Origin of the sequence: Microbacterium sp. CCH5-D1, from assembly GCF_001557335.1 — a bacterium.
Classification (GTDB): Bacteria; Actinomycetota; Actinomycetes; order Actinomycetales; family Microbacteriaceae; genus Microbacterium; species Microbacterium oxydans.
This window is the reverse complement of the sequence record NZ_LSJW01000285.1, coordinates 1-18,723: the sequence shown is the minus strand read 5'-3', so window position 1 is coordinate 18,723 and position 18,723 is coordinate 1. Positions and strand designations below refer to the sequence as shown.

Genomic DNA, 18,723 nt, shown 5'->3' with positions numbered 1-18,723 from the left:
GGCCCACATCGACAGCAGCGACCGCCACTCCTCATCGCTCTCGATGGTCTCCTGCACGATGGCGACGATCTCGTGCCTGGCATCGTCCTCGCGCAGGATCTGCGCCACGCGGTGCCCGGTCTCCCCGTAGCTGGAGGCGAGCGCGAGGTAGAAGTCGTCCAACATCCCTGCGGTGATGTAAACGGCGAGCAGCGTCTCGCGAGGGCGGGCGCCGATGGTCTTCCGACGGAACGCATCGAGGTTCTCCCGGAACGGCAGCATCAGCTGCGTCGGGTCGTCCCCCCGCTCCGCGATGAGCTCCACGATCCCGCGGTGCTTGGTGAGCGCGGCTCCGGCTGCGCGCGAGAGCGACTCCTTCTCGGAGAGCTCGGGTGTGGCACGGATGAGACGCGTCAGCGTCTCGAAGTAGCCCAGCTGCAGATAGGCGGCCTGTCCGAGGAAGCGGTTCAGCTCGGGGGCGAGCTCGGCGAAGTCGATGCGCGTCGCATCTCCCTGTTCTCCCCTGCCGCGCAAGGCGAGGGTGCGTCGCGGCGCCGCATCGCGCTGCCAGAACCACTTAACCACGAGGTCGTCCTCCCGAGTCCACCACGACGTTCACAATACTCGTGCGGAAGCCCTCTTCCCGGCCTGCGGCACCCCTCGGGTAGGCTGGGCGTGTCCCCGCCGTCGGAGCGGGGCCCCGCGCCTGTGGCACAAGAGACGGCGTGGATCCGTGAACGTGGCGATCCCGCAGGGTCGCCGGACAGGCAATCTGAACAAAGTGACAACTTTCGCCGATCTCGGCATCGATCAGGACATCGTCGACGCACTCGCCGCCAAGGGCATCGTGGACGCGTTCCCCATCCAGGAGCAGACCATCCCCCTCGGCCTTCCCGGCCAGGACATCATCGGTCAGGCCAAGACGGGAACCGGCAAGACCTTCGGCTTCGGCATCCCGGTCGTCCAGCGTCTCGGCAAGGACCCGGAGCACGGCGTCAAGGCGCTCATCGTGGTGCCGACCCGTGAGCTCGCGGTGCAGGTGTACGAGGACATCGACCTGCTCACCAGCAACCGCTCCACCAGCGTCGTCGCCATCTACGGCGGAAAGGCCTATGAGGGCCAGATCGACCAGCTGAAGGCGGGAGCGCAGATCGTGGTCGGCACCCCCGGCCGACTGATCGACCTCGCCGGCCAGCGCCTGCTCGACCTCTCGAACGCGACCGAGGTCGTGCTCGATGAGGCCGACAAGATGCTCGACCTCGGCTTCCTCGCCGACATCGAGAAGATCTTCCAGAAGGTGCCGGCCGTCCGCCACACGCAGCTGTTCTCCGCGACCATGCCCGGTCCGATCGTCGCCCTCGCGCGTCGCTTCATGTCGAACCCGATCCACATCCGCGCCAACGACCCCGATGAGGGCCTCACGCAGGCCAACATCAAGCACCTCGTGTACCGCGCTCACTCCATGGACAAGGACGAGGTCATCGCCCGCATCCTGCAGGCGGAGGGGCGCGGCAAGACCGTGATCTTCACCCGCACCAAGCGTGCGGCGCAGCGGCTCGTCGACGAGCTGAGCGACCGCGGTTTCAACGTCGGCGGCGTGCACGGAGACATGGGCCAGGACCAGCGTGAGCGTTCGATGGCCGCCTTCAAGGCGGGGAAGAAGGACGTGCTCGTCGCGACCGATGTCGCCGCTCGAGGCATCGACGTCGACGACGTCACCCATGTGATCAACCACACTATTCCGGACGAGGACAAGACGTACCTGCACCGCGCCGGCCGTACCGGCCGCGCGGGCAAGACCGGGATCGCGGTCACCTTCGTCGACTGGGAAGACCTGCACAAGTGGGCCCTCATCAACCGGGCCCTCGAGTTCGGTCAGCCCGAGCCCATCGAGACCTACTCGTCGAGCCCCCACCTGTACGAGGACCTCGACATCCCCCAGGGCACGAAGGGCCGCCTGGTGTCGGCGCCCAAGACGGAGTCCGTCAAGACCGAGCGCAGCCGTCGCCCCGAGCGGGCGACCGACGCCGCGGCGGAGGGCACCGACGAGAGCGGTACCCGTCGTCGCCGGCGTCGCCGCAACAGCTCGACGCCCGTGGGCTCGACGTTCGCCGAGGGCGCCGCGTCGTCGTCCAGCGGCGAGGGAGAGACCGCGCCATCGTCCGATCGCGGAGCCGAGGGCGCAGGGACCCACGATGGCGCTGGTAAGGAGCACCACGACGGCAAGCCGGCTCCCGCACGCCGTCGCCGCCGTCGCCGCGGGGGTTCCGGAGCAGGGGCCGCTCCCGTCGCGGGAGCCTGAGTCGTCACACCGAGAGGGCGCATGGGTCGGGAACTCCCCCGAACCATGCGCCCTCTCGCATGCACGGGCGACGACGTCAGGCGCGACCCTCGCCGCCCCCTTGCACTCTCCTGGCGGTTCCGCTCCCCGTCGTACGCAACAGCGCTCCGGGAACCTGCGGCGGATACACCCAGGCCACCAGGACGACCGAGATGATCATCAGCAGGAACCACGAGCTCAGCTTGCTCAGCGAGACCGGTTGCCACCCTCCGGCCTGATCCGGATAGGCCCACGCGCCCGCCCAGGTGCCGATGTTCTCGGCGAGATAGATGAACACCGCCACACCCGCGAAGACGGCCAGCAGGGGAAGGCGGATCGTACGCCGCCAGACGCGCGCGTGCATCACGGTCGGCAGCCACAGCAGCACCACTCCGACGAGCAGCACCCACCGCGCATCCCACCACCAGTGGTGCGTGAAGAAGTTGACGTAGATCGCCCCGGCGAGGATCGCCGTCATCCAGCGTCGCGGATACCGCGTGAACCCGAGATCGAACAGCCGGTAGACGCGGACCATGTACGACCCGACCGCCGCGTACATGAAGCCGCTGAACAGCGGGACCCCGCCTATTCGGAGGATCCCGTCTGCGGCATACGCCCACGAACCCACATCGGTCTTGAACAGCTCCATCACGGTGCCGGTGATGTGGAACAGGACGATGACCCACAGCTCACGGCCGCTCTCCAAGCGGAAGACGAGCATCGCGATCTGGATCAGCACCGCAGCGATCGTCAGCGCGTCGTTGCGGGCCAGCGCCGCGTCGTCGGGATACCACAGGCGCGCGGCGACGATGAGGACCAGGAGCGCTCCACCGAAGATGCACGCCCACGCCTGCTTGACCACGAACACCGAGAACTCGATGAGGCCGGCGCGGACACCGTTCGACGGGGCGTCACGGAGGAGCCGGTGAGCCCACGCGTCGACGCGCCGCTCCAGGGAAGTCGCTCGCTGCATGCCTCGGACGGTATCGGTCCGGTTCGACAGCCCGCAGGGAAGTCGCCGACAGAACGCCGAGGGTCAGGGAAAACGCGGGGTGATGCCGGTGCCTCGTGCTATGAGCCTGGACACCATCTCCTCGGAGGTCGTGTTCTCGCCAGGACGGTTCGGTTTGCCGGTGCCGTGATAGTCGCTCGATCCGGTGTCGATGAGGTCGTGCTTCGCGGCGATCTCACGCAGCACCCGCTTGCCCGACTCCGTGTTCTCCCGATGCTCGACCTCGAATCCGCCGAGCCCCGCGGCGATGAGTCGCTCGATGAACGGCACGGGCATCATGCGGTCGCGACCCGCCGTCACGGGGTGGGCGATGATCGCCACTCCCCCCGCGTCCGTGATCAGACGCACCGCCGTCAGCGGATCGGGCGCGTAGTGCGGCTCGTAGTAGCCCTCGCGAGGGTGCAGGATGCCGTCGAAGGCCTCCGTCCGGTCCCGCACGATGCCGCGCGCGATGAGGGCGTCGGCGATGTGCGGGCGCCCCACGGTGGCATCCCGCGTTGTCTGCGCGACCACGTCGTCCCACTGCAGGTCGTAGTCCCGCCCGATGTTGCGCACGATGCGCTCGGCCCGGCCGATCCGATCGCCGCGGATGCGATCGGTCTCCGCACGCAGCGCCTCGTCCTCCGGGTCGAAGAGGTACCCGAGCACGTGGACGCTCCGCCACTCGTGCTTCGCGGAGAGCTCCATCCCCGGGATGAACGTCATACCGAGCTCGACAGCCGCATCTCCGGCCTCGCTCCACCCCGTGGTGCGGTCGTGATCGGTCAGCGCCAGAGTACGCACCCCGTGCGCATGCGCCTGGGCCACCACCTGGGCCGGCGACTCCGTGCCATCGGAATGGTTGGAGTGCAGGTGCAGGTCGGCGGGACCGGCGAACCCGGGGGACGAAGTGGCCATCCTCCGAGCGTACCGAGCATCCGCGGCCCCAGGCCCGCTCAGGCGCACCCCATCCCGCTCAGGCTCGGCACGGATGTCGAGGCAGGGACTTCCCAGGCGGCGCTCCTAGGCTGGAGGGGATGTTTCGTCTCCTGGGGATCCTCTTCACCGTGCTTCTCGCGATCGCGACGGCGATCGTGGTGTGGCCGCAGTTCTTCCGTCTGGAACAGACGTACCCGTTCGCGCAGCTGGTATCGGCGCGCGGTCTCGTACTCGGCGGATTCCTCGTCGTCGCGGCCCTGGCGCTCCTCCTCCTGTTCGCCCGCCCGCTGAGGGGGTTCGCCGCATCGATCCTCATCGTGGCGCTGCTCGGCGCGGGTGCGACCGCGGCCATCGGAGCCGTGCGCGGCTTCGGATCATCCGCGCTCCCGGAGAAGACCGACGGCAGTGTGCGCGTGCTCACCTGGAACACCGCGGGCGAGGCCGTCTCCGCGGAGGTGATCGCGCAGCGGATCCTCGATCAGGGAGCCGACATCGTCGCGCTCCCGGAGACGACCGAGGCCGTCGGCGAGCGCATCGCCCTCATGCTGCGCGAGCAGGGACATCCGATGTGGGTGCATCACGTGCAGTTCCGGCCGGATGTGCAGGACGGCCCGCAGTCCTGGCACACCACCGTGCTCGTCGCTCCGGACCTCGGCGAGTATTCCGTGATCGAATCGGCCAAGGACGGCACGAGCAACACCGGCTCCGTTCCCAGCGTCGTGCTCATGCCGACCGATGGGACCGGCCCCACGATCGTCGCGGTGCACGCGGTGGCCCCGCGTATGGAGGAGATGCAGCAGTGGCGGAGCGATCTGCAGTGGATCGCCGATCAGTGCCCGCAGGGTGACTTCATCCTCGCCGGCGACTTCAACGCCACCGTCGATCACATGGCTCCGCTCGGAGTTGAGGGCGGCGACATCGGATACTGCCGCGATGTGGCCGCCCGCACCGGGAACGGACTCACGGGCACGTGGCCGAGCTCGCTGCCCGCCCTCGCCGGTGCACCCATCGATCATGTGATGGCGTCGCAGAACTGGTCGCCGAGCGGTTCCGTCGTGCTCGACGATGCCGGCGGAAGCGATCACCGCGCCCTCGTCGTGCAGCTCGAGCCCGCCGGCTGAGTCCCACGCCTGCCCGCCAGGTGACAGACTGGAGGGATGAGCACAGGAGAGCGCGACACGATCGCAGAGCCCACCGTCGAAGCGTCTGCCGAGAACGGCACGACGAACCGCAAGCAGCCGTTCCCGCAGGGCTTCCTCGACACCATCTCCACCGGCTGGGCCGAGCGTCCGGAGACGCTCCCTGCCCCGCGTGCGCAGGCCTCATACGCAGCCATCCGCCGCGCCGCCGTCTCCGCCGCGTTCCCCGGCAAGCGTCTGGTGATCCCGGCAGGCTCGCTCAAGCAGCGCAGCAACGACACCGACTACGTCTTCCGGGCGCATTCCGCCTTCGCGCACCTGACGGGGTGGGCTTCCGATGCCGAGCCCGACTCCGTCCTCGTCTTCGCGCCGACCGAGAACGGTCACGACATCACGCTCTTCTTCCGCGAGCGTGCCGACCGCACCACCACGGAGTTCTACGCCGACGCGACGGTCGGCGAGTTCTGGATCGGACCGCGCCCCTCCCTCGCCGGCGTCGCCGCCGACCTCCAGATCACGACGGCGCACCTCGACGAGCTCGAGGCGGTCGAGGGCGAGCTCGTGCTCGACGAGGACGAGGCGCTCACCCGTTTCGTCTCCGAGCTGCGTCTCATCAAGGACGAGTTCGAGATCGCAGAGATGCGCCGCGCGGTCGAGATCACGGCGAACGGCTTCGACGACATCATCCGTGAGCTCCCCGCTGCGACGGCGCACGCCCGCGGCGAACGCGTCGTGGAGGGTGTCTTCCACCGCCGCGCACGCGAGGACGGGAACGGCGAGGGGTACGACACGATCGCCGCATCGGGGCCGCACGCCTGCTACCTCCACTGGACCCGCAACGACGGGACCGTGGTTCCCGGTGATCTGATCCTGGTGGACGCCGGCGTCGAGGCGGACAGCCTGTACACCGCCGACATCACCCGCACCCTGCCGGTCTCCGGCACGTTCACCGAGGTGCAGCGCCGCGTCTACGAGACGGTCCGCGAAGCAGCGGATGCCGCCTTCGCCGCTGCCAAGGTCGGGGTGCGCTTCCGCGATGTGCACGGTGCCGCGATGAAGGTCATCGCCGAGCGCACGGCCGAGTGGGGTCTGCTCCCCGTCACAGCGGAAGAGGCTCTGGACGCCGACAAGGGCGGTCAGCACCGGCGCTACATGGTGCACGGCACCTCGCACCACCTCGGAATCGACGTGCACGATTGCGCGCAGGCCCGCCGCGAGATGTACTACGACGGCATCCTCGCACCGGGCATGGTGTTCACGATCGAGCCGGGGCTGTACTTCCAGATCGACGATCTCACCGTGCCCGCCGAGCTCCGCGGCATCGGCGTGCGCATCGAGGACGACATCGTGATGACCGAGGACGGTCCGGTGAACCTCTCGGCCGGCATCCCGCGCACGGCCGACGAGGTCGAGGCGTGGATCGCACGCCTGCAGAGCTGACCTCGTCGGATGCATGAAGGAGAACTCGCGCTCGACGCGGCGGCGGCGGCACGCCTGATCGCCCGGCGGTTCCCCGAACTGCGCGGAGAGCCGGTGCGACCCGTGCCTCTCACGGGGACCGTGAACAGGATCATCCGCGTGGGCGGGGAACACGTCGCCCGGTTCCCGCTACTCGGGGCCACGGAGACCGAGCTCGCGGGCGAGGCCGCCGCTCTCGACGAGTTCGCCGCCGCCAGTCCCTACCCCGCGCCGCGACCGTACGGGATCGCCGCGCCGTCGCCGGAGTTCCCCTCGGCCTGGGCGATGCAGACCTGGGTCGAGGGCGAGACGGCGGACCCTGCGCGCTCCGCCGCCGCCCCGGCGTTGGCGCGCGACCTGGCCTCGCTGATCCTGGCACTGCGCGCCGTCGACCTCCGCGGACGCACCTTCGACGGCAACGGTCGCGGCGGTCGCCTCGGCGATCACGACGAGTGGGTCGCGCACTGCCTCGCCAGGAGCGCGCACCTGTTCGATGCGCCACGCGCCGAGAGGCTCTGGGCCGTGCTGCGGGAGCTCCCGTCTCCCATCGCGGAGGTGATGAGCCACAGAGACCTCACCCCGTTCAATCTCCTGGTCGCCGAGCGTGCGGATGAGACGCGACTGGCCGGCGTGCTCGACGGCGGAAGCTTCGGACCCGCCGATCCTGCCCTCGACCTCGTCGCGGCCTGGCATCTCTTCGACGCGCCGACACGGCGCATCCTCCGTGACGACGTCGGCGCGGACGACGTCGAATGGCACCGGGGCGCGGCATGGGCGCTCCAGCAGGCGCTCGGGCTCGGCTGGTACTACGAGGCCTCGAACCCGATCATGAGCGCACTGGGCATCTCGACGGTGCGACGTCTGCTGGCCGATGCAGGTCTCTCCGCGCTCATCGACTGACCGCTCTCAGCCGGACCGGCGAGCGCGGACGAACTCCGCGACGATCGGCGCGAGTGACGCTCCGATCTGCTCCGCCGGGCGCTTCCGCCCCTTGACCTCGAAGGTGTGCCCGCCGCCATCGACCCAGACGACGCGCGCATCCCGACAGCTCGCGACCGCTTCCTCGAACTGCGAGAGGGGCTGGATGAACGGATCGTTGGTCCCCTCGACGAAGAGCTGCGGCACCGTGATGTCCGGCAGATGCTCGATGCGCGGCTTCTCGGGCCGCCCCGGCGGATGAAGCGGGTAGCCGAGGTAGACGAGCCCGTCGACACGCAGACCTTCGGCGACAGCCATCGACGCCATCCGCCCGCCGTACGACTTCCCCGTCGCCCAGACGGTCGCCGCGGGGTCGGCCGAGCGGGCGAAGGCCACGACGGCGTTCCAGGTGGCGATCGCATGCGGGGCGGGACCGGGCATGCGTCGTCCCTGCTCGACGTAGGGGAAGTTGAACCGCAGAGTCGAGAAGCCGCTCTCGCTCAGCGCATCGACGTAGCCCGTCAAGAACGGATGGTCCTTGCCCGTCCCGGCGCCATGCGCGACGATCACCGTCGCGCCGTTGTCGCCGGGGGCCCAGTCGGCGGACACCGCCGCGGGTCCGGTCGGCAGCTCGACCTGGATCTCGACCATCAGGCGGCGGAAACCGGCACCGACGTCATGCCCGCTCGCCCTGGAGTCCGTCGGAGTCCGGGCGGGGGTCGGGAGCGGGATCGGGAGTGTGCTCCGGCTCCACCGGCTCCACCGGCTCCGCCACCGGATCTGCCGGGCGCGGCGGGATGACGGGTTCCTCGGGCGCAGGGGCGGGCTCGGGCGCCGGCGTGGCTTCCGGCACCGTCGCCCCAGGAGTGATCCGCTCGCCGTAGCGGGGCGGTTCATCGAGGTTGACGGGGGGACGCACCGGTGCGACCTTGTTGGCCCCGAGCACCTGACGGGCCTTGCCCAGCGAGGAGGAGAGCACCGTGACCTCGTAGTGATCGGCGGCGAACTGCGTGACACTGGCGAAGTCTCGGCGACGACGCACGATCGCATAGGTGATGAGGCTCAGGAGCATTCCGACCGCGACGCCGATGAGGACGAAGCCCAGGAAGAGCTGGATCGGCACCTCGGGGTTGCCCAGCACGAGGATCGCGGCGAGGAAGAGACCGATCAGCACACCGTTGATCGCGCCGGAGCGCGCTGCGGAGGCATAGCCGAGCTTGCCGGTCACGCGCTCGACCGTGCGCACGCTCTGTCCGACGATGGCGATGTCGCGCGCGGGCACCTCCCCCGCGATCAGCTTCGAGACCGTCTTCTGCGCGCTCTCGTAGTCGCGCATCGACGCGACGATCTCGCCGGTGTCTGTGCCGCTCGCGGGCCGGTTCAGCATGCTCATCCGGCTATTCTTCCACGCGCGCCGATGGACGGCCCGAGGCGCGGCCATCCCGCCGGAGACCTGAGCCGCCGACTACTCTGGAGAGGTGAGCACACAACGGGTATTCGCCGCGCGCCTCGCCGGGTGCGCCGTCTTCGATCCCGTCGGCGACCGGCTCGGCAAGGTCCGGGATGTCGTCGTCGTGTATCGAAGTACCGCGGCACCCCGCGTCATCGGCCTGGTCGTGGAGATCCCGGGGCGACGACACGTGTTCCTCTCGATCGGACGCGTCACCTCGATCCGCTCCGGCCAGGTGATCACCACGGGCCTGATCAACGTGCGCCGCTTCTCCCCCCGCGCCGGTGAGGTCCGCGTGCTGGCGGAGATGCTCGGGCGACGGGTGAGCTTCGTCGACGGCAGCGGCACCGCCGTGATCGAGGACATCGCGATCGAGCCCAACCGGCTCGGCGAGTGGGCGATCAGCCAGCTGTTCCTCCGCCGACCCAAGACCAGCGCCTCTCCCTTCGCGAAGGGCCCGACGACCTTCGCCGCCTGGAGCGAGGTGACGGAGCAGCGCGCTCCCGGCGAGTCGCAGTCGGCTGAGCAGCTCGTCGCCTCGTACTCCGAGCTGCATGCGGCCGACCTCGCCAACACCCTCCTCGATCTCCCGCAGCAGCGCATGATCGAGGTCGCGGAGGAGCTCTCCGACGACCGCCTCGCGGATGCCCTCGAGGAGATGCCCGAAGACGAGCAGGTGCACATCCTCGATCGCCTGGGAGACGAGCGCGCGGCCGACATCCTCGACCAGATGGAGCCGGACGACGCGGCCGACCTCCTCGCGCAGCTGGCACCGGACCGTCTGGAGCAGCTCCTCGAGCTCATGGAGCCGGAGGAGGCAGAAGACGTCAGGATGCTGCTGCGCTACGGCCCGGACACAGCCGGCGGTCTGATGACCCCGGAACCGATCATCCTGTCCGCCGATGCCACCGTGGCCGAAGCGCTCGCGCTGATCCGCCGCCACGAGCTGCATCCGGCCCTGGCCGCCGCGGTGTTCGTGACGCTCCCCCCGTTCGAGACGCCGACGGGGCGCCTGCTGGGGCTCGTGCACTTCCAGCGGATGCTGCGCTACCCGCCGCATGAACGGCTCGGCGCGATCCTCGACGACAGCCTCGAACCCGTGCCCGTCACCGCCTCCGCCGCCGAGGTGGCACGCCTCCTGGCCAGCTACGACCTGGTGTCGCTCCCGGTGATCGACGCGGCGCACCGCCTGGTCGGAGCGATCAGCATCGACGACGTGCTCGACTACCTGCTGCCCGACGACTGGCGCTCGCACGACAATGACGACGCCGCCGCTCCGGCGAAGGAGGTGCGCTGATGCCCCGCTCCCCCCGCCTCGACGCGCCAGGGCGCACGACCACACGCCCCAGGGCGACCTCACGCGACCGCTTCGGCCGTTTCACGGAGTGGGTCGCGCGGGCGATGGGGACGCCGGCGTTCCTCCTGATCCTCACCCTGTTCTGCGTGCTGTGGATCGTGTGGAACACCCTGATGCCGGACGAGTTGCGCTTCGACGACGCCGCGCTCGGGTTCACGGCTCTGACGCTCATGCTCTCGCTGCAGGCCTCCTATGCGGCACCCCTCATCCTGCTCGCGCAGAACCGTCAGGACGACCGCGACAGGGTGCAGATCGAACAGGACCGCCAGCGTGCAGAGCGCAACCTCGCCGACACCGAGTACCTCGCCCGCGAGATCGTGGCGCTGCGGATGTCGCTCGAGGAGCGCAATTCGCAGGTCGTGACGCGCGACGTGCTCCGTCAGGAGCTCAAGGCTCTTCTCGCCGAGCTCGAAGAGTCTCCTGAGAAGACCCGATCCGGCTCCGCATCGTGACGGCGGTGGAGCGCGTCCGATCCGCCGTCGCCGCTGTGACGGATCCCGAGCTGCGTCGTCCCATCGGCGATCTCGACATGGTCCGCGACATCTCGGTGGAGGGTGATCGCGCACACGTCGGCATCGTCCTGACGATCGTGGGCTGCCCCGCCGCTGCCAGGATCGAGACGGATGTGCGCGAGGCTGCAGCGTCCGTTCCCGGTATCGCCGAGGTCGAGGTCGAGGTCGGCGTGATGACTCCGACCGAGCGGAAGGCGCTCACGGAGAAGCTCCGCGCGGGCAGGCCGGCACGGCACATGCCGTTCGGCCCCGACTCCCTCACCCGCGTGATCCTCGTCTCCAGCGGCAAGGGCGGCGTGGGCAAGTCGACGGTCACGGCCAACCTCGCGGTCGCCCTCGCCGCGCAGGGTCTCTCCGTCGGGCTCGTCGACGCCGATGTGCACGGCTTCTCGATCCCTGGCCTGCTCGGCATCCCGGCAGGCACGCAGCCGACGCGCATCGACGACCTCATGCTCCCCCCTGTCGCACACGGCGTGAAGACGATCTCCATCGGGATGTTCCTCCGCGACGGCGAATCCGTCGTCGCGTGGCGCGGTCCGATGCTGCACCGCACGGTGTCGCAGTTCCTCACCGACGTGTTCTTCGGCGACCTCGATGTGCTGCTGATCGACATGCCACCGGGAACGGGCGACATCGCCATCTCGATCGGCCAGCTCCTCCCCCATGCGGAGGTGCTCGTGGTCACGACGCCGCAGACCGCCGCCGCCGACGTCGCCATCCGCAGCGGACTCGTCGCCCGGCAGACGGGCCAGCGCGTCATCGGCGTCATCGAGAACATGGCGGCGTACACCCTCCCCGACGGCACTGTCGTCGACCTGTTCGGCTCCGGAGGCGGCGCGGCCGTCGCCGAAGCACTCTCCGAACCGGAAGCCGCGGTCCCGCTGCTGGCATCCATCCCGCTGAGCCCCGCCCTGCGCGAGGGCGGAGACACCGGACGGCCGATCGTCTCCGACGACACGGACGATGCCGCAGCCGTGACCATCCGCGGCCTCGCGAGCGCGCTCGCGCACCGGGGCAGGGGTCTCTCCGGCCGATCCCTGCCCATGTCGATCCGCTAGGGACTGGGAGGATGCTCGGATGCCTGCACGTTCCCTGACCGTCGACGAGAGCCTGCTGCGACGGATGGCACGCGACGCCGCGATCTACTCGCTGACCCGTCCTGCGGCCATCGTCATGTGGGTCGCACTCGCGGCGGCGCTCGTCTTCAGCGTCGTCAACCTCACCGCGCCGGTGGCTCCGGGGGAAGAGGGACCTTACGGGGCAGGCTGGATGCCCGTGCTCATCGTCGCGCTCGCAGGTTTCGCCGTGTTCATGTCGGTGTCGGGGGCGCGCACCGCCGTGCGGATCGCGATGCCCGTCGGGACACGCGTGTGGGTGTCACTGGAAGACGAGGGTCTGCAGATGGGAAGCGGGCGACGTCGCTCCGACATCGCGTACCGCACGTTCCAGAGGATGCACGTGGGAAGGGACGCGGTGCTGTTGAAGCTGCGCGACACCTCGGCCGCGACCGCGATACCCCGCGAGCTGCTGACGGACGACGACATCGCCGCTCTCCGCTCCCGGATCTCCTAGCCCTCTCCCGCGGACCCCTGACGTCGCGACCGGGTCAGGTCGCCTCGGGATCGAACGGCGGGCGGTTGGTCGCGCTGAACTCCTGCGGGACCGCGCGCGTGGGGGCGATGGAGCCTGCGACCGGCTCCGCGATCGTCGCTGTGGCCTGCATCGGGGTCGCCGGCTGCGGCTCTTCCATGAGGGCATCGCGGATGATCCGACGCGGGTCGTACTGGCGGGGATCGAGCTTGCGCCAGTCGACGTCGTCGATCTCGGGGCCCATCTCCTCGCGCACCCTCGACTTGGTCGCACGAAGGTACTCGCCGGCCTTGCGGACCATGCGGGAGAAGCTCTCCGCTGCGCGCGGGAGACGCTCGGGGCCGATGATCAGAACCGCGATGAGGCCGATCAGCAACAGCTTCTCGAAGGTGAGCCCGAACGTCATCTCTACAGGCTACCGCCGCGCCTGCGGTCCCCGCACTCGCGGACCGAATACGCTGGAGAAGATCACAGGCAGGCAGGGAGATACAGGCCATGAGCGAGCATGACGCGAACGCGCGTTTTCTGCGCGAGTCCATCGTGGAACCCGACGCCATCGCTCGCGCCCGTGCGCACGCGCTCGAGCTCGGGGCCATGCCCGTCAGCGCGTCCGTCGGCTCTCAGATCGCTGTGCTCGCCGCCGCGACCGGCGCCAGGTCGATCGTCGAGATCGGCACGGGTGCCGGTGTCTCCGGACTCTGGCTGCTCCGCGGCGCGCCCCAGGCCGTGCTCACCTCGATCGACAACGAACCGGAGCACCTCGCCGCCGCGCGGCAGGCCTTCTCCGACGCGAAGATCCCCTCCACGAGAGCACGTTTCATCACGGGGCGTGCGATCGACGTGCTCCCGCGCATGAACGAGAACTCCTACGACATCGTGCTGGTCGACGCCGACCCCGAGCACGTCATCGAGTACGTCGAGCACGGTCTGCGTCTCGCACGCACCGGTGGCCTCGTGCTCGTGCCGCGTGTCCTGGCGGGCGGCCGCGTCGCCGACCCGGTGCAGCGCGACGAGGTCACGGCCGCCTACCGATCCCTCGTGCAGGAGACGCAGGAGTCTTCGGCCGTGCTCGCGACGCTCTCCCCCGCGGGCGAAGGCCTGCTGCAGCTGATCAGCCTCGCAGAGCGCGGCTGATCGCACGGATTCCCGATGGAGGCGGCGCCGACCACGCAGGTGCCGACCCAGGAAGAAGGGCGGTGGTTCCGAGGAACCACCGCCCTTTCGGATCCGCTGACGCGGATCCCTGGTCGATCAGGCCGGTGCCACGACGGCGCCAAGCACGTCGTGAAGCTCCTTGGCCTCGGCGTCGTTCACGGAGACGACCAGGCGGCCGCCGCCTTCGAGTGGAACGCGCACGATGATGAGTCGTCCTTCCTTCACGGCTTCCATAGGCCCGTCTCCGGTCCTCGGCTTCATCGCTGCCATCGTGGCTCCCTTTCCTCCGGTGGTATGGGATGAGTTTATCGGGTGTCACCGGGACCTGGAGGTCACGGAGCAACAATTGGGTCGAGCTCCACGGTCACGGGACCTGCCAGAACGTGTTCCCGAGCCCATACACGTGATATATCCAGACCCATTGACCGACCAGACATGCCGCCAGGACGCCGAGACGCCAGAGCCGAGACCGCGGCACGGCGACCGCGCCCCACAACGGACTGAGCGGGAGCAGCAGGCGGAAGGTGCTCGACTGGGGGAAGAAGACGGCGAGCAGGTAGAGCAGATAGCTCGCGCTCCAGAGGCGAAGATCGACGCCGAGCGCCCGTACCTGCGGTGAGAGCAGGAGCACTGCGGCGGCACCTGCCACGATGAGCACCAGGGCGATGGGCCCCCACCACTGCGGCAAGCCCCAGAGACCGAACCAGAACTGCGACGCCTGGATCCACCCCTCGAAAGGGATGAACCCTTCGACGCCGCCGGTGATCCAGTGCTGACGCCAGGCGAGCTCGGTCGCGAGATACGCCCCCGCGTCCCCTGTCGCGATGCCGGCGATCACCTGCCAGGTGAATCCGCAGGCGGTCGCGAGCGTCCCGAGCGCGAGGATGTGTGCGATTTCCCTCCCCGCCAACGGATCGTCGCGGCGACGGACCCAGCGCACCACCCCGTGTAATCCGAGATAGAGCGCGAAGGCGAGGACGCCGGGGCGGGTGAAGGCCATCGCCGGGATGAGCAGATACAGCCAGGCGTACTTCCGCCGCGCCGTCATGTCGAGGGCGAGGAAGAGCAGCAGGAGGAACAGCGTCTCGGCGTATCCCACCTGGAACATCGCCGCGATCGGGCCGGCCGCGAAGAACACCACTGCCCACAGCGCAGCGGAATCACCGATGCGCTCGCGCAGCAGCCGGTGCAGCACGAGGCACGCCAGGTATCCGGCCCCGAGAGAGAGGAGGAGGGCGCCTGCTCCCCAGGAACCGAGCACGAGACCGATCCCCTTGGCCGCATATGCGAACACCGGCATGAAGGCCCAGGCATTCTCGGCGACGTCGCCCGCATCCGTGAGCGGCAGCTCTGTCGGGTACCCGTTCTCGGCGACGAGCCAGTACCACTGCGCGTCCCAGCCGAGCACGAAATCGATCAGGCCCGCCCCGGCGCCGAAGCGCGAGGAGGAGGTCGACAGCGATGCGGCGATGATGAGGAGCACCGTCGTCACGACCCGCGCCCCGAGGTAGATCAGCGCGACGCGCAGCGCGATCGGCGCCTTCGCCCAACGGCGCGCTGCGCTCAGTGCGAGGTGAGCCATGCGCGCAGGCCCCGCTCCACGGCGTCGATCTGCGCGAGCGGCACGCGCTCCTCATCGTGGTGGGCCAGGTGCGGGTCGCCGGGACCGTAGTTGACGGCGGGGATCCCCAGAGCGGAGAAGCGGGCGACATCCGTCCAGCCGTACTTCGGCCGCGGCTCCGCGCCGACGGCGGCGACGAACTGCTTCGCGATCTCCGCGTCGAGGCCGGGACGCGCACCCTCGGCGGCGTCGGTGATCTCGACGTCGAACCCCGCGAGGACTCCGCGCAGATGTGTCTCGGCCTCCGCGGCGGACTTGCTCGGCGCGAAGCGGTAGTTGACCTCGACCTCGCAGGCATCGGGGATGACGTTCCCCGCGACGCCACCTGCGATGCGCACGGCGCTCAGACTCTCGCGGTACAGCAGCCCCTCGACCGGCACCTCCCTGGCCCGGTACTCGGCGAGCCGGGTGAGGATCGGCGCGGCACGATGGATCGCGTTCTCCCCGATCCATGCCCTCGCGCTGTGCGCCCGGACGCCCGACGTGCGCACGATCGCCCGCATCGTGCCGTTGCATCCGCCCTCGACCTCGCCGTTGGAGGGCTCACCGAGGATCGCGAAGTCGGCCTCGAACAGGTCGGGGCGGACGGCGGCGAGCAGCCCGAGGCCGTTCTTCGACGCCTCGACCTCCTCGTTGTCGTACCACATCCAGGTGATGTCGATCGCGGGTTCGACCAGCTCCGCAGCGAGCTTCAGCTGCACCGCGGTCCCTGCCTTCATGTCGACGGTCCCACGACCCCAGAGGTACGGCACACCGTCGATCTCGATGTCGCGGGTGGGGAGGTTGGCATTGATGGGCACCGTGTCGATGTGCCCGGCGATCGCGACGCGCTGCGCGCGACCGAGATCCGTGCGCGCGATGACGGTGTTGCCGTGGCGGAAGACCTGCAGGTGCCCCAGCGGCGTGACGGCCGCCTCGATGGCGTCGGCGAGCGTCTTCTCGTCTCCGGAGACGCTGGGGATATCGCAGATCGCACGGGTGAGGTCGACGGAGGACGCGGTCAGATCGAGCACCATGGGTCAAGACTACTTACCCGTCATGCGTGCAGTCACCGCGCTGCGGGCGCGATAGCGTGGAGGGATGAGCGACGCGCGCACGGTATGGGGTATCGGACTGACCACGATCGCCGGAGACGGCACCGTCCTGGATGCGTGGTACCCCGAGGTGCGGACCGGAACCGCGGAGGCGGATGAGGCCGCCGTCACCGCGCTCGCGGATCTCACCGGAGCCGACCAGCGACGCAACGTCACGGTGGAAGTCGTGCAGCTGCAGATCGACCTCGACGCCGCACCGGCTTCGACCGCGGACGCCTATCTTCGTCTGCACGCGCTCTCCCACCTGGTGGTGCGCCCCAACGATGTGAACCTCGACGGCGTCTTCGCTCATCTCCCGAACGTCGCCTGGACCAACGCGGGACCCGTCCTGCCCTCGGACGCCGCCCGCCTGCGTCCGCTCCTCCAGCGGTCGGGCATCCAGGTCCAGGGTCTGGACAAGTTCCCCCGTCTCACGGACTACGTGCAGCCGACCGGTGTCCGCATCGCGGATGCTTCCCGCGTGCGCCTCGGCGCATACCTCTCCCCCGGCACCACTGTCATGCACGAGGGTTTCGTCAACTTCAACGCCGGGACGCTCGGCGCGTCGATGGTGGAGGGCCGCATCTCCCAGGGGGTCGTCGTCGGCGACGGCAGCGACATCGGCGGGGGCGCCTCCATCATGGGCACGCTCTCGGGCGGAGGGACGCACCGCGTCGCGATCGGCGCGCGCACGCTGCTGGGCGCCAACGCCGGCATCGGCATCTCCCTCGGTGACGACTGCGTCGTCGAAGCAGGCCTCTATGTGACGGCCGGCACGAAGATCGTCCTGGTCGACGGCCCCGTGACCGCCGATGGCGGGCGGAGGACGGTGAAGGGCGGAGAGCTCTCCGGTCAGGACGGACTGCTGTTCCGCCGCAACTCGCTCAGCGGTGCCGTCGAGGCCGTCCGCCGCGCCGGCGTCGGGGTGACGCTGAACGAGGCCCTGCACGCCTGAGAACCCCGGGCGGCGGGTGTCAGTGCACGCAGGTGGCCTCGGCGACCCGCGCAGGAGCCGACATGCAGCCGAGCTCATGCATGCACTGGTAGACTGACTCCGTTGCGTGTACCGCCGGTACCCAACATCGTCGTCGTCACGGGGTCTCCGAGGACCGAAGCGAGCGGAACCGCTCCCACCACCAGCACGAGCTGGCCTTTCGAACGGCGAACCGATGCGCGATTCCGCGCCGTCGCCCACCTCACCCCCTATCTCGCGCCGTTCATTCGTGCGCTGACGGAGTTTCTGCATGTCTACTTTCCTTGAACTCGGCGTTCCCGCCGAGCTCGCCGCCGTTCTCGCCGACTCGGGTAAGACCGAGGCGTTCGCCATCCAGCGCGACACGCTGCCCGACTCTCTCGCCGGACGCGACCTCCTGGGTCGCGGACGCACCGGCAGCGGCAAGACCATCGCCTTCGCGCTCCCCCTCGTCGCCCGCATCGCCGCCTCCGGCGGTCAGCGCCGCGCCGGCCTGCCGCGTGGTCTCGTCCTCGCCCCCACCCGTGAGCTCGCGACTCAGATCGCCGCGACGATCACTCCTCTCGCCGAGGCCGCCGGCCTTCGCGTCACGACCGTCTTCGGCGGCGTCAGCCAGCGCCCGCAGGAGCAGGCACTGCGCGGCGGTGTCGACATCGTCGTGGCCTGCCCCGGCCGCCTGGAAGACCTCATGAAGCAGCAGGTCCTCCGTCTCAGCGCGATCGAGGTCACCGTGCTCGACGAAGCCGACCACATGGCCGACCTCGGCTTCCTCCCCGGCGTCACCCGCATCCTCACGGCCACGCCTGCCGGCGGACAGCGCCTGCTGTTCAGCGCGACGCTGGACCGCGGTATCGACACCCTGGCGCGCCGCTTCCTCTCGAACGCGGTCAGCCACGAGGTCGATGAGGAGAGCGTTCCCGTCGGCGAGATGACGCACCGCGTGCTGGTCGTCGACTCCACCGACAACAAGACCGTTCTCGTGCGCGAGCTCGCCTCCGGCACCGGTCGGCGCATCCTCTTCACGCGCACCAAGCACCAGGCGAAGAAGCTGGCGAAGCAGCTCACCGCCGCGGGGATCCCCGCCGTCGACCTGCACGGCAACCTCTCGCAGAACGCGCGCGAGCGCAACCTCGGTGCGTTCTCGACCGCCCCTGAGGACGGCGGCGTGCGGGTGCTCGTCGCGACCGACGTCGCCGCGCGCGGCGTCCACGTCGACAACGTCGACCTCGTCGTCCACGTCGACCCGCC

At 69.5% G+C, this 18,723-nt stretch carries 20 protein-coding genes; 11 read left to right on the top strand and 9 right to left on the bottom strand.

What is annotated here, in order from left to right:
- Positions 1–564: ferritin-like fold-containing protein (locus AX744_RS16815; protein ID WP_061018138.1), on the bottom strand; the 564-nt coding region annotated here is incomplete at its 3' end.
- A 196-nt stretch (positions 565–760) separates the two neighbouring features.
- Here AX744_RS16815 and AX744_RS16810 point away from each other — a divergent pair.
- The gene (locus AX744_RS16810) at positions 761–2,281 is read left to right on the top strand and encodes a DEAD/DEAH box helicase (RefSeq protein ID WP_058631852.1); all 1,521 of its coding nucleotides are present in this window, start codon (positions 761–763) and stop codon (positions 2,279–2,281) included.
- A 76-nt stretch (positions 2,282–2,357) separates the two neighbouring features.
- Here AX744_RS16810 and AX744_RS16805 read toward each other — a convergent pair whose 3' ends face one another.
- Together AX744_RS16805 and AX744_RS16800 are read right to left on the bottom strand one after the other, a co-directional pair.
- Positions 2,358–3,272: a DUF817 domain-containing protein gene (locus AX744_RS16805; protein ID WP_046749552.1), complete on the bottom strand. Its 915-nt coding sequence runs from the start codon at positions 3,270–3,272 to the stop codon at positions 2,358–2,360.
- A gap of 63 nt (positions 3,273–3,335) precedes the next feature.
- A complete protein-coding gene (locus AX744_RS16800; RefSeq protein WP_061018135.1) occupies positions 3,336–4,208 on the bottom strand; it encodes a PHP domain-containing protein in 873 nt (290 codons plus the stop codon).
- Positions 4,209–4,327: 119 nt separating this feature from the next.
- Between AX744_RS16800 and AX744_RS16795 the strand changes: the two genes are divergently transcribed.
- Genes AX744_RS16795 through AX744_RS16785 form a run of 3 tightly spaced genes read left to right on the top strand, consistent with a single transcriptional unit; the run spans position 4,328 to position 7,726 of the window.
- Positions 4,328–5,350 carry an endonuclease/exonuclease/phosphatase family protein gene (locus AX744_RS16795; protein ID WP_061018132.1) on the top strand — a complete coding sequence of 341 codons (1,023 nt, stop codon included), beginning with the start codon at positions 4,328–4,330 and terminating at the stop codon, positions 5,348–5,350.
- A gap of 36 nt (positions 5,351–5,386) precedes the next feature.
- Positions 5,387–6,808, top strand: a complete 1,422-nt coding sequence (locus AX744_RS16790; protein WP_058631832.1) for an aminopeptidase P family protein — start codon at positions 5,387–5,389, stop codon at positions 6,806–6,808.
- A 9-nt stretch (positions 6,809–6,817) separates the two neighbouring features.
- Positions 6,818–7,726, top strand: a complete 909-nt coding sequence (locus AX744_RS16785; RefSeq protein ID WP_061018130.1) for a phosphotransferase — start codon at positions 6,818–6,820, stop codon at positions 7,724–7,726.
- A 6-nt stretch (positions 7,727–7,732) separates the two neighbouring features.
- On the opposite strand, the gene AX744_RS16780 is transcribed toward AX744_RS16785, so the two are convergent.
- Together AX744_RS16780 and AX744_RS16775 are read right to left on the bottom strand one after the other, a co-directional pair.
- Positions 7,733–8,395, bottom strand: coding sequence for an alpha/beta hydrolase family protein (locus tag AX744_RS16780; protein ID WP_061018128.1), 663 nt, complete (start codon positions 8,393–8,395; stop codon positions 7,733–7,735).
- A gap of 25 nt (positions 8,396–8,420) precedes the next feature.
- Positions 8,421–9,137, bottom strand: coding sequence for a general stress protein (locus tag AX744_RS16775; protein WP_061018126.1), 717 nt, complete (start codon positions 9,135–9,137; stop codon positions 8,421–8,423).
- Between the two features lie 85 nt (positions 9,138–9,222).
- Between AX744_RS16775 and AX744_RS16770 the strand changes: the two genes are divergently transcribed.
- The 4 genes from AX744_RS16770 to AX744_RS16755 are packed head-to-tail and all read left to right on the top strand — an operon-like array spanning position 9,223 to position 12,635.
- On the top strand, positions 9,223–10,491 hold the full coding sequence (locus AX744_RS16770; protein WP_046749559.1) for a magnesium transporter MgtE N-terminal domain-containing protein: 1,269 nt from the start codon (positions 9,223–9,225) through the stop codon (positions 10,489–10,491).
- Positions 10,491–11,003: a DUF1003 domain-containing protein gene (locus tag AX744_RS16765; protein ID WP_045263089.1), complete on the top strand. Its 513-nt coding sequence runs from the start codon at positions 10,491–10,493 to the stop codon at positions 11,001–11,003. Before AX744_RS16770 ends, AX744_RS16765 begins: the two co-directional genes overlap by 1 nt.
- Positions 11,000–12,121, top strand: a complete 1,122-nt coding sequence (locus AX744_RS16760; RefSeq protein ID WP_046749560.1) for an Mrp/NBP35 family ATP-binding protein — start codon at positions 11,000–11,002, stop codon at positions 12,119–12,121. Before AX744_RS16765 ends, AX744_RS16760 begins: the two co-directional genes overlap by 4 nt.
- A 19-nt stretch (positions 12,122–12,140) precedes the next feature.
- Positions 12,141–12,635, top strand: a complete 495-nt coding sequence (locus AX744_RS16755; protein WP_046749561.1) for a YcxB family protein — start codon at positions 12,141–12,143, stop codon at positions 12,633–12,635.
- Positions 12,636–12,669: 34 nt separating this feature from the next.
- On the opposite strand, the gene AX744_RS16750 is transcribed toward AX744_RS16755, so the two are convergent.
- Complete coding sequence (locus AX744_RS16750) at positions 12,670–13,059, bottom strand: twin-arginine translocase TatA/TatE family subunit (protein WP_061018124.1); 390 nt, start codon at positions 13,057–13,059, stop codon at positions 12,670–12,672.
- 89 nt (positions 13,060–13,148) lie between these two features.
- Between AX744_RS16750 and AX744_RS16745 the strand changes: the two genes are divergently transcribed.
- Positions 13,149–13,787 carry an O-methyltransferase gene (locus tag AX744_RS16745; protein ID WP_046749563.1) on the top strand — a complete coding sequence of 213 codons (639 nt, stop codon included), beginning with the start codon at positions 13,149–13,151 and terminating at the stop codon, positions 13,785–13,787.
- Positions 13,788–13,904: 117 nt separating this feature from the next.
- Here the strand turns inward: AX744_RS16745 and AX744_RS20080 are convergent, their stop codons facing one another.
- The 3 genes from AX744_RS20080 to dapE all read right to left on the bottom strand — a co-directional run bounded on the left by AX744_RS20080 (position 13,905) and on the right by dapE (position 16,445).
- On the bottom strand, positions 13,905–14,078 hold the full coding sequence (locus tag AX744_RS20080; RefSeq protein WP_071328210.1) for a DUF3117 domain-containing protein: 174 nt from the start codon (positions 14,076–14,078) through the stop codon (positions 13,905–13,907).
- Positions 14,079–14,172: 94 nt separating this feature from the next.
- Entirely contained in the window at positions 14,173–15,390 is a 1,218-nt protein-coding gene (locus AX744_RS16740) for a hypothetical protein (protein ID WP_061018121.1), read from the bottom strand.
- Positions 15,372–16,445: a succinyl-diaminopimelate desuccinylase gene (dapE, locus tag AX744_RS16735; protein WP_046749565.1), complete on the bottom strand. Its 1,074-nt coding sequence runs from the start codon at positions 16,443–16,445 to the stop codon at positions 15,372–15,374. The genes AX744_RS16740 and dapE overlap by 19 nt, the downstream gene beginning before the upstream one ends.
- A 64-nt stretch (positions 16,446–16,509) precedes the next feature.
- On the opposite strand from dapE, the gene dapD reads away from it, so the two are divergent.
- Positions 16,510–17,457 carry a 2,3,4,5-tetrahydropyridine-2,6-dicarboxylate N-succinyltransferase gene (gene dapD / locus AX744_RS16730; RefSeq protein WP_058633172.1) on the top strand — a complete coding sequence of 316 codons (948 nt, stop codon included), beginning with the start codon at positions 16,510–16,512 and terminating at the stop codon, positions 17,455–17,457.
- A gap of 289 nt (positions 17,458–17,746) precedes the next feature.
- The coding region (locus AX744_RS16725; RefSeq protein ID WP_061018119.1) for a DEAD/DEAH box helicase at positions 17,747–18,723 on the top strand (977 nt) is incomplete at its 3' end.

Coding starts and splice junctions, on each gene's coding strand:
- AX744_RS16805 (WP_046749552.1), bottom strand. CDS start 3,272: ATGCAGCGAGCGACTTCCCTGGAGCGGCGCGTCGACGCGTGGGCTCAC.
- AX744_RS16800 (WP_061018135.1), bottom strand. CDS start 4,208: ATGGCCACTTCGTCCCCCGGGTTCGCCGGTCCCGCCGACCTGCACCTG.
- AX744_RS16795 (WP_061018132.1), top strand. CDS start 4,328: ATGTTTCGTCTCCTGGGGATCCTCTTCACCGTGCTTCTCGCGATCGCG.
- AX744_RS16790 (WP_058631832.1), top strand. CDS start 5,387: ATGAGCACAGGAGAGCGCGACACGATCGCAGAGCCCACCGTCGAAGCG.
- AX744_RS16785 (WP_061018130.1), top strand. CDS start 6,818: ATGCATGAAGGAGAACTCGCGCTCGACGCGGCGGCGGCGGCACGCCTG.
- AX744_RS16780 (WP_061018128.1), bottom strand. CDS start 8,395: ATGGTCGAGATCCAGGTCGAGCTGCCGACCGGACCCGCGGCGGTGTCC.
- AX744_RS16775 (WP_061018126.1), bottom strand. CDS start 9,137: ATGAGCATGCTGAACCGGCCCGCGAGCGGCACAGACACCGGCGAGATC.
- AX744_RS16765 (WP_045263089.1), top strand. CDS start 10,491: ATGCCCCGCTCCCCCCGCCTCGACGCGCCAGGGCGCACGACCACACGC.
- AX744_RS16755 (WP_046749561.1), top strand. CDS start 12,141: ATGCCTGCACGTTCCCTGACCGTCGACGAGAGCCTGCTGCGACGGATG.
- AX744_RS16750 (WP_061018124.1), bottom strand. CDS start 13,059: ATGACGTTCGGGCTCACCTTCGAGAAGCTGTTGCTGATCGGCCTCATC.
- AX744_RS16745 (WP_046749563.1), top strand. CDS start 13,149: ATGAGCGAGCATGACGCGAACGCGCGTTTTCTGCGCGAGTCCATCGTG.
- AX744_RS20080 (WP_071328210.1), bottom strand. CDS start 14,078: ATGGCAGCGATGAAGCCGAGGACCGGAGACGGGCCTATGGAAGCCGTG.
- AX744_RS16740 (WP_061018121.1), bottom strand. CDS start 15,390: ATGGCTCACCTCGCACTGAGCGCAGCGCGCCGTTGGGCGAAGGCGCCG.
- dapE (WP_046749565.1), bottom strand. CDS start 16,445: ATGGTGCTCGATCTGACCGCGTCCTCCGTCGACCTCACCCGTGCGATC.
- dapD (WP_058633172.1), top strand. CDS start 16,510: ATGAGCGACGCGCGCACGGTATGGGGTATCGGACTGACCACGATCGCC.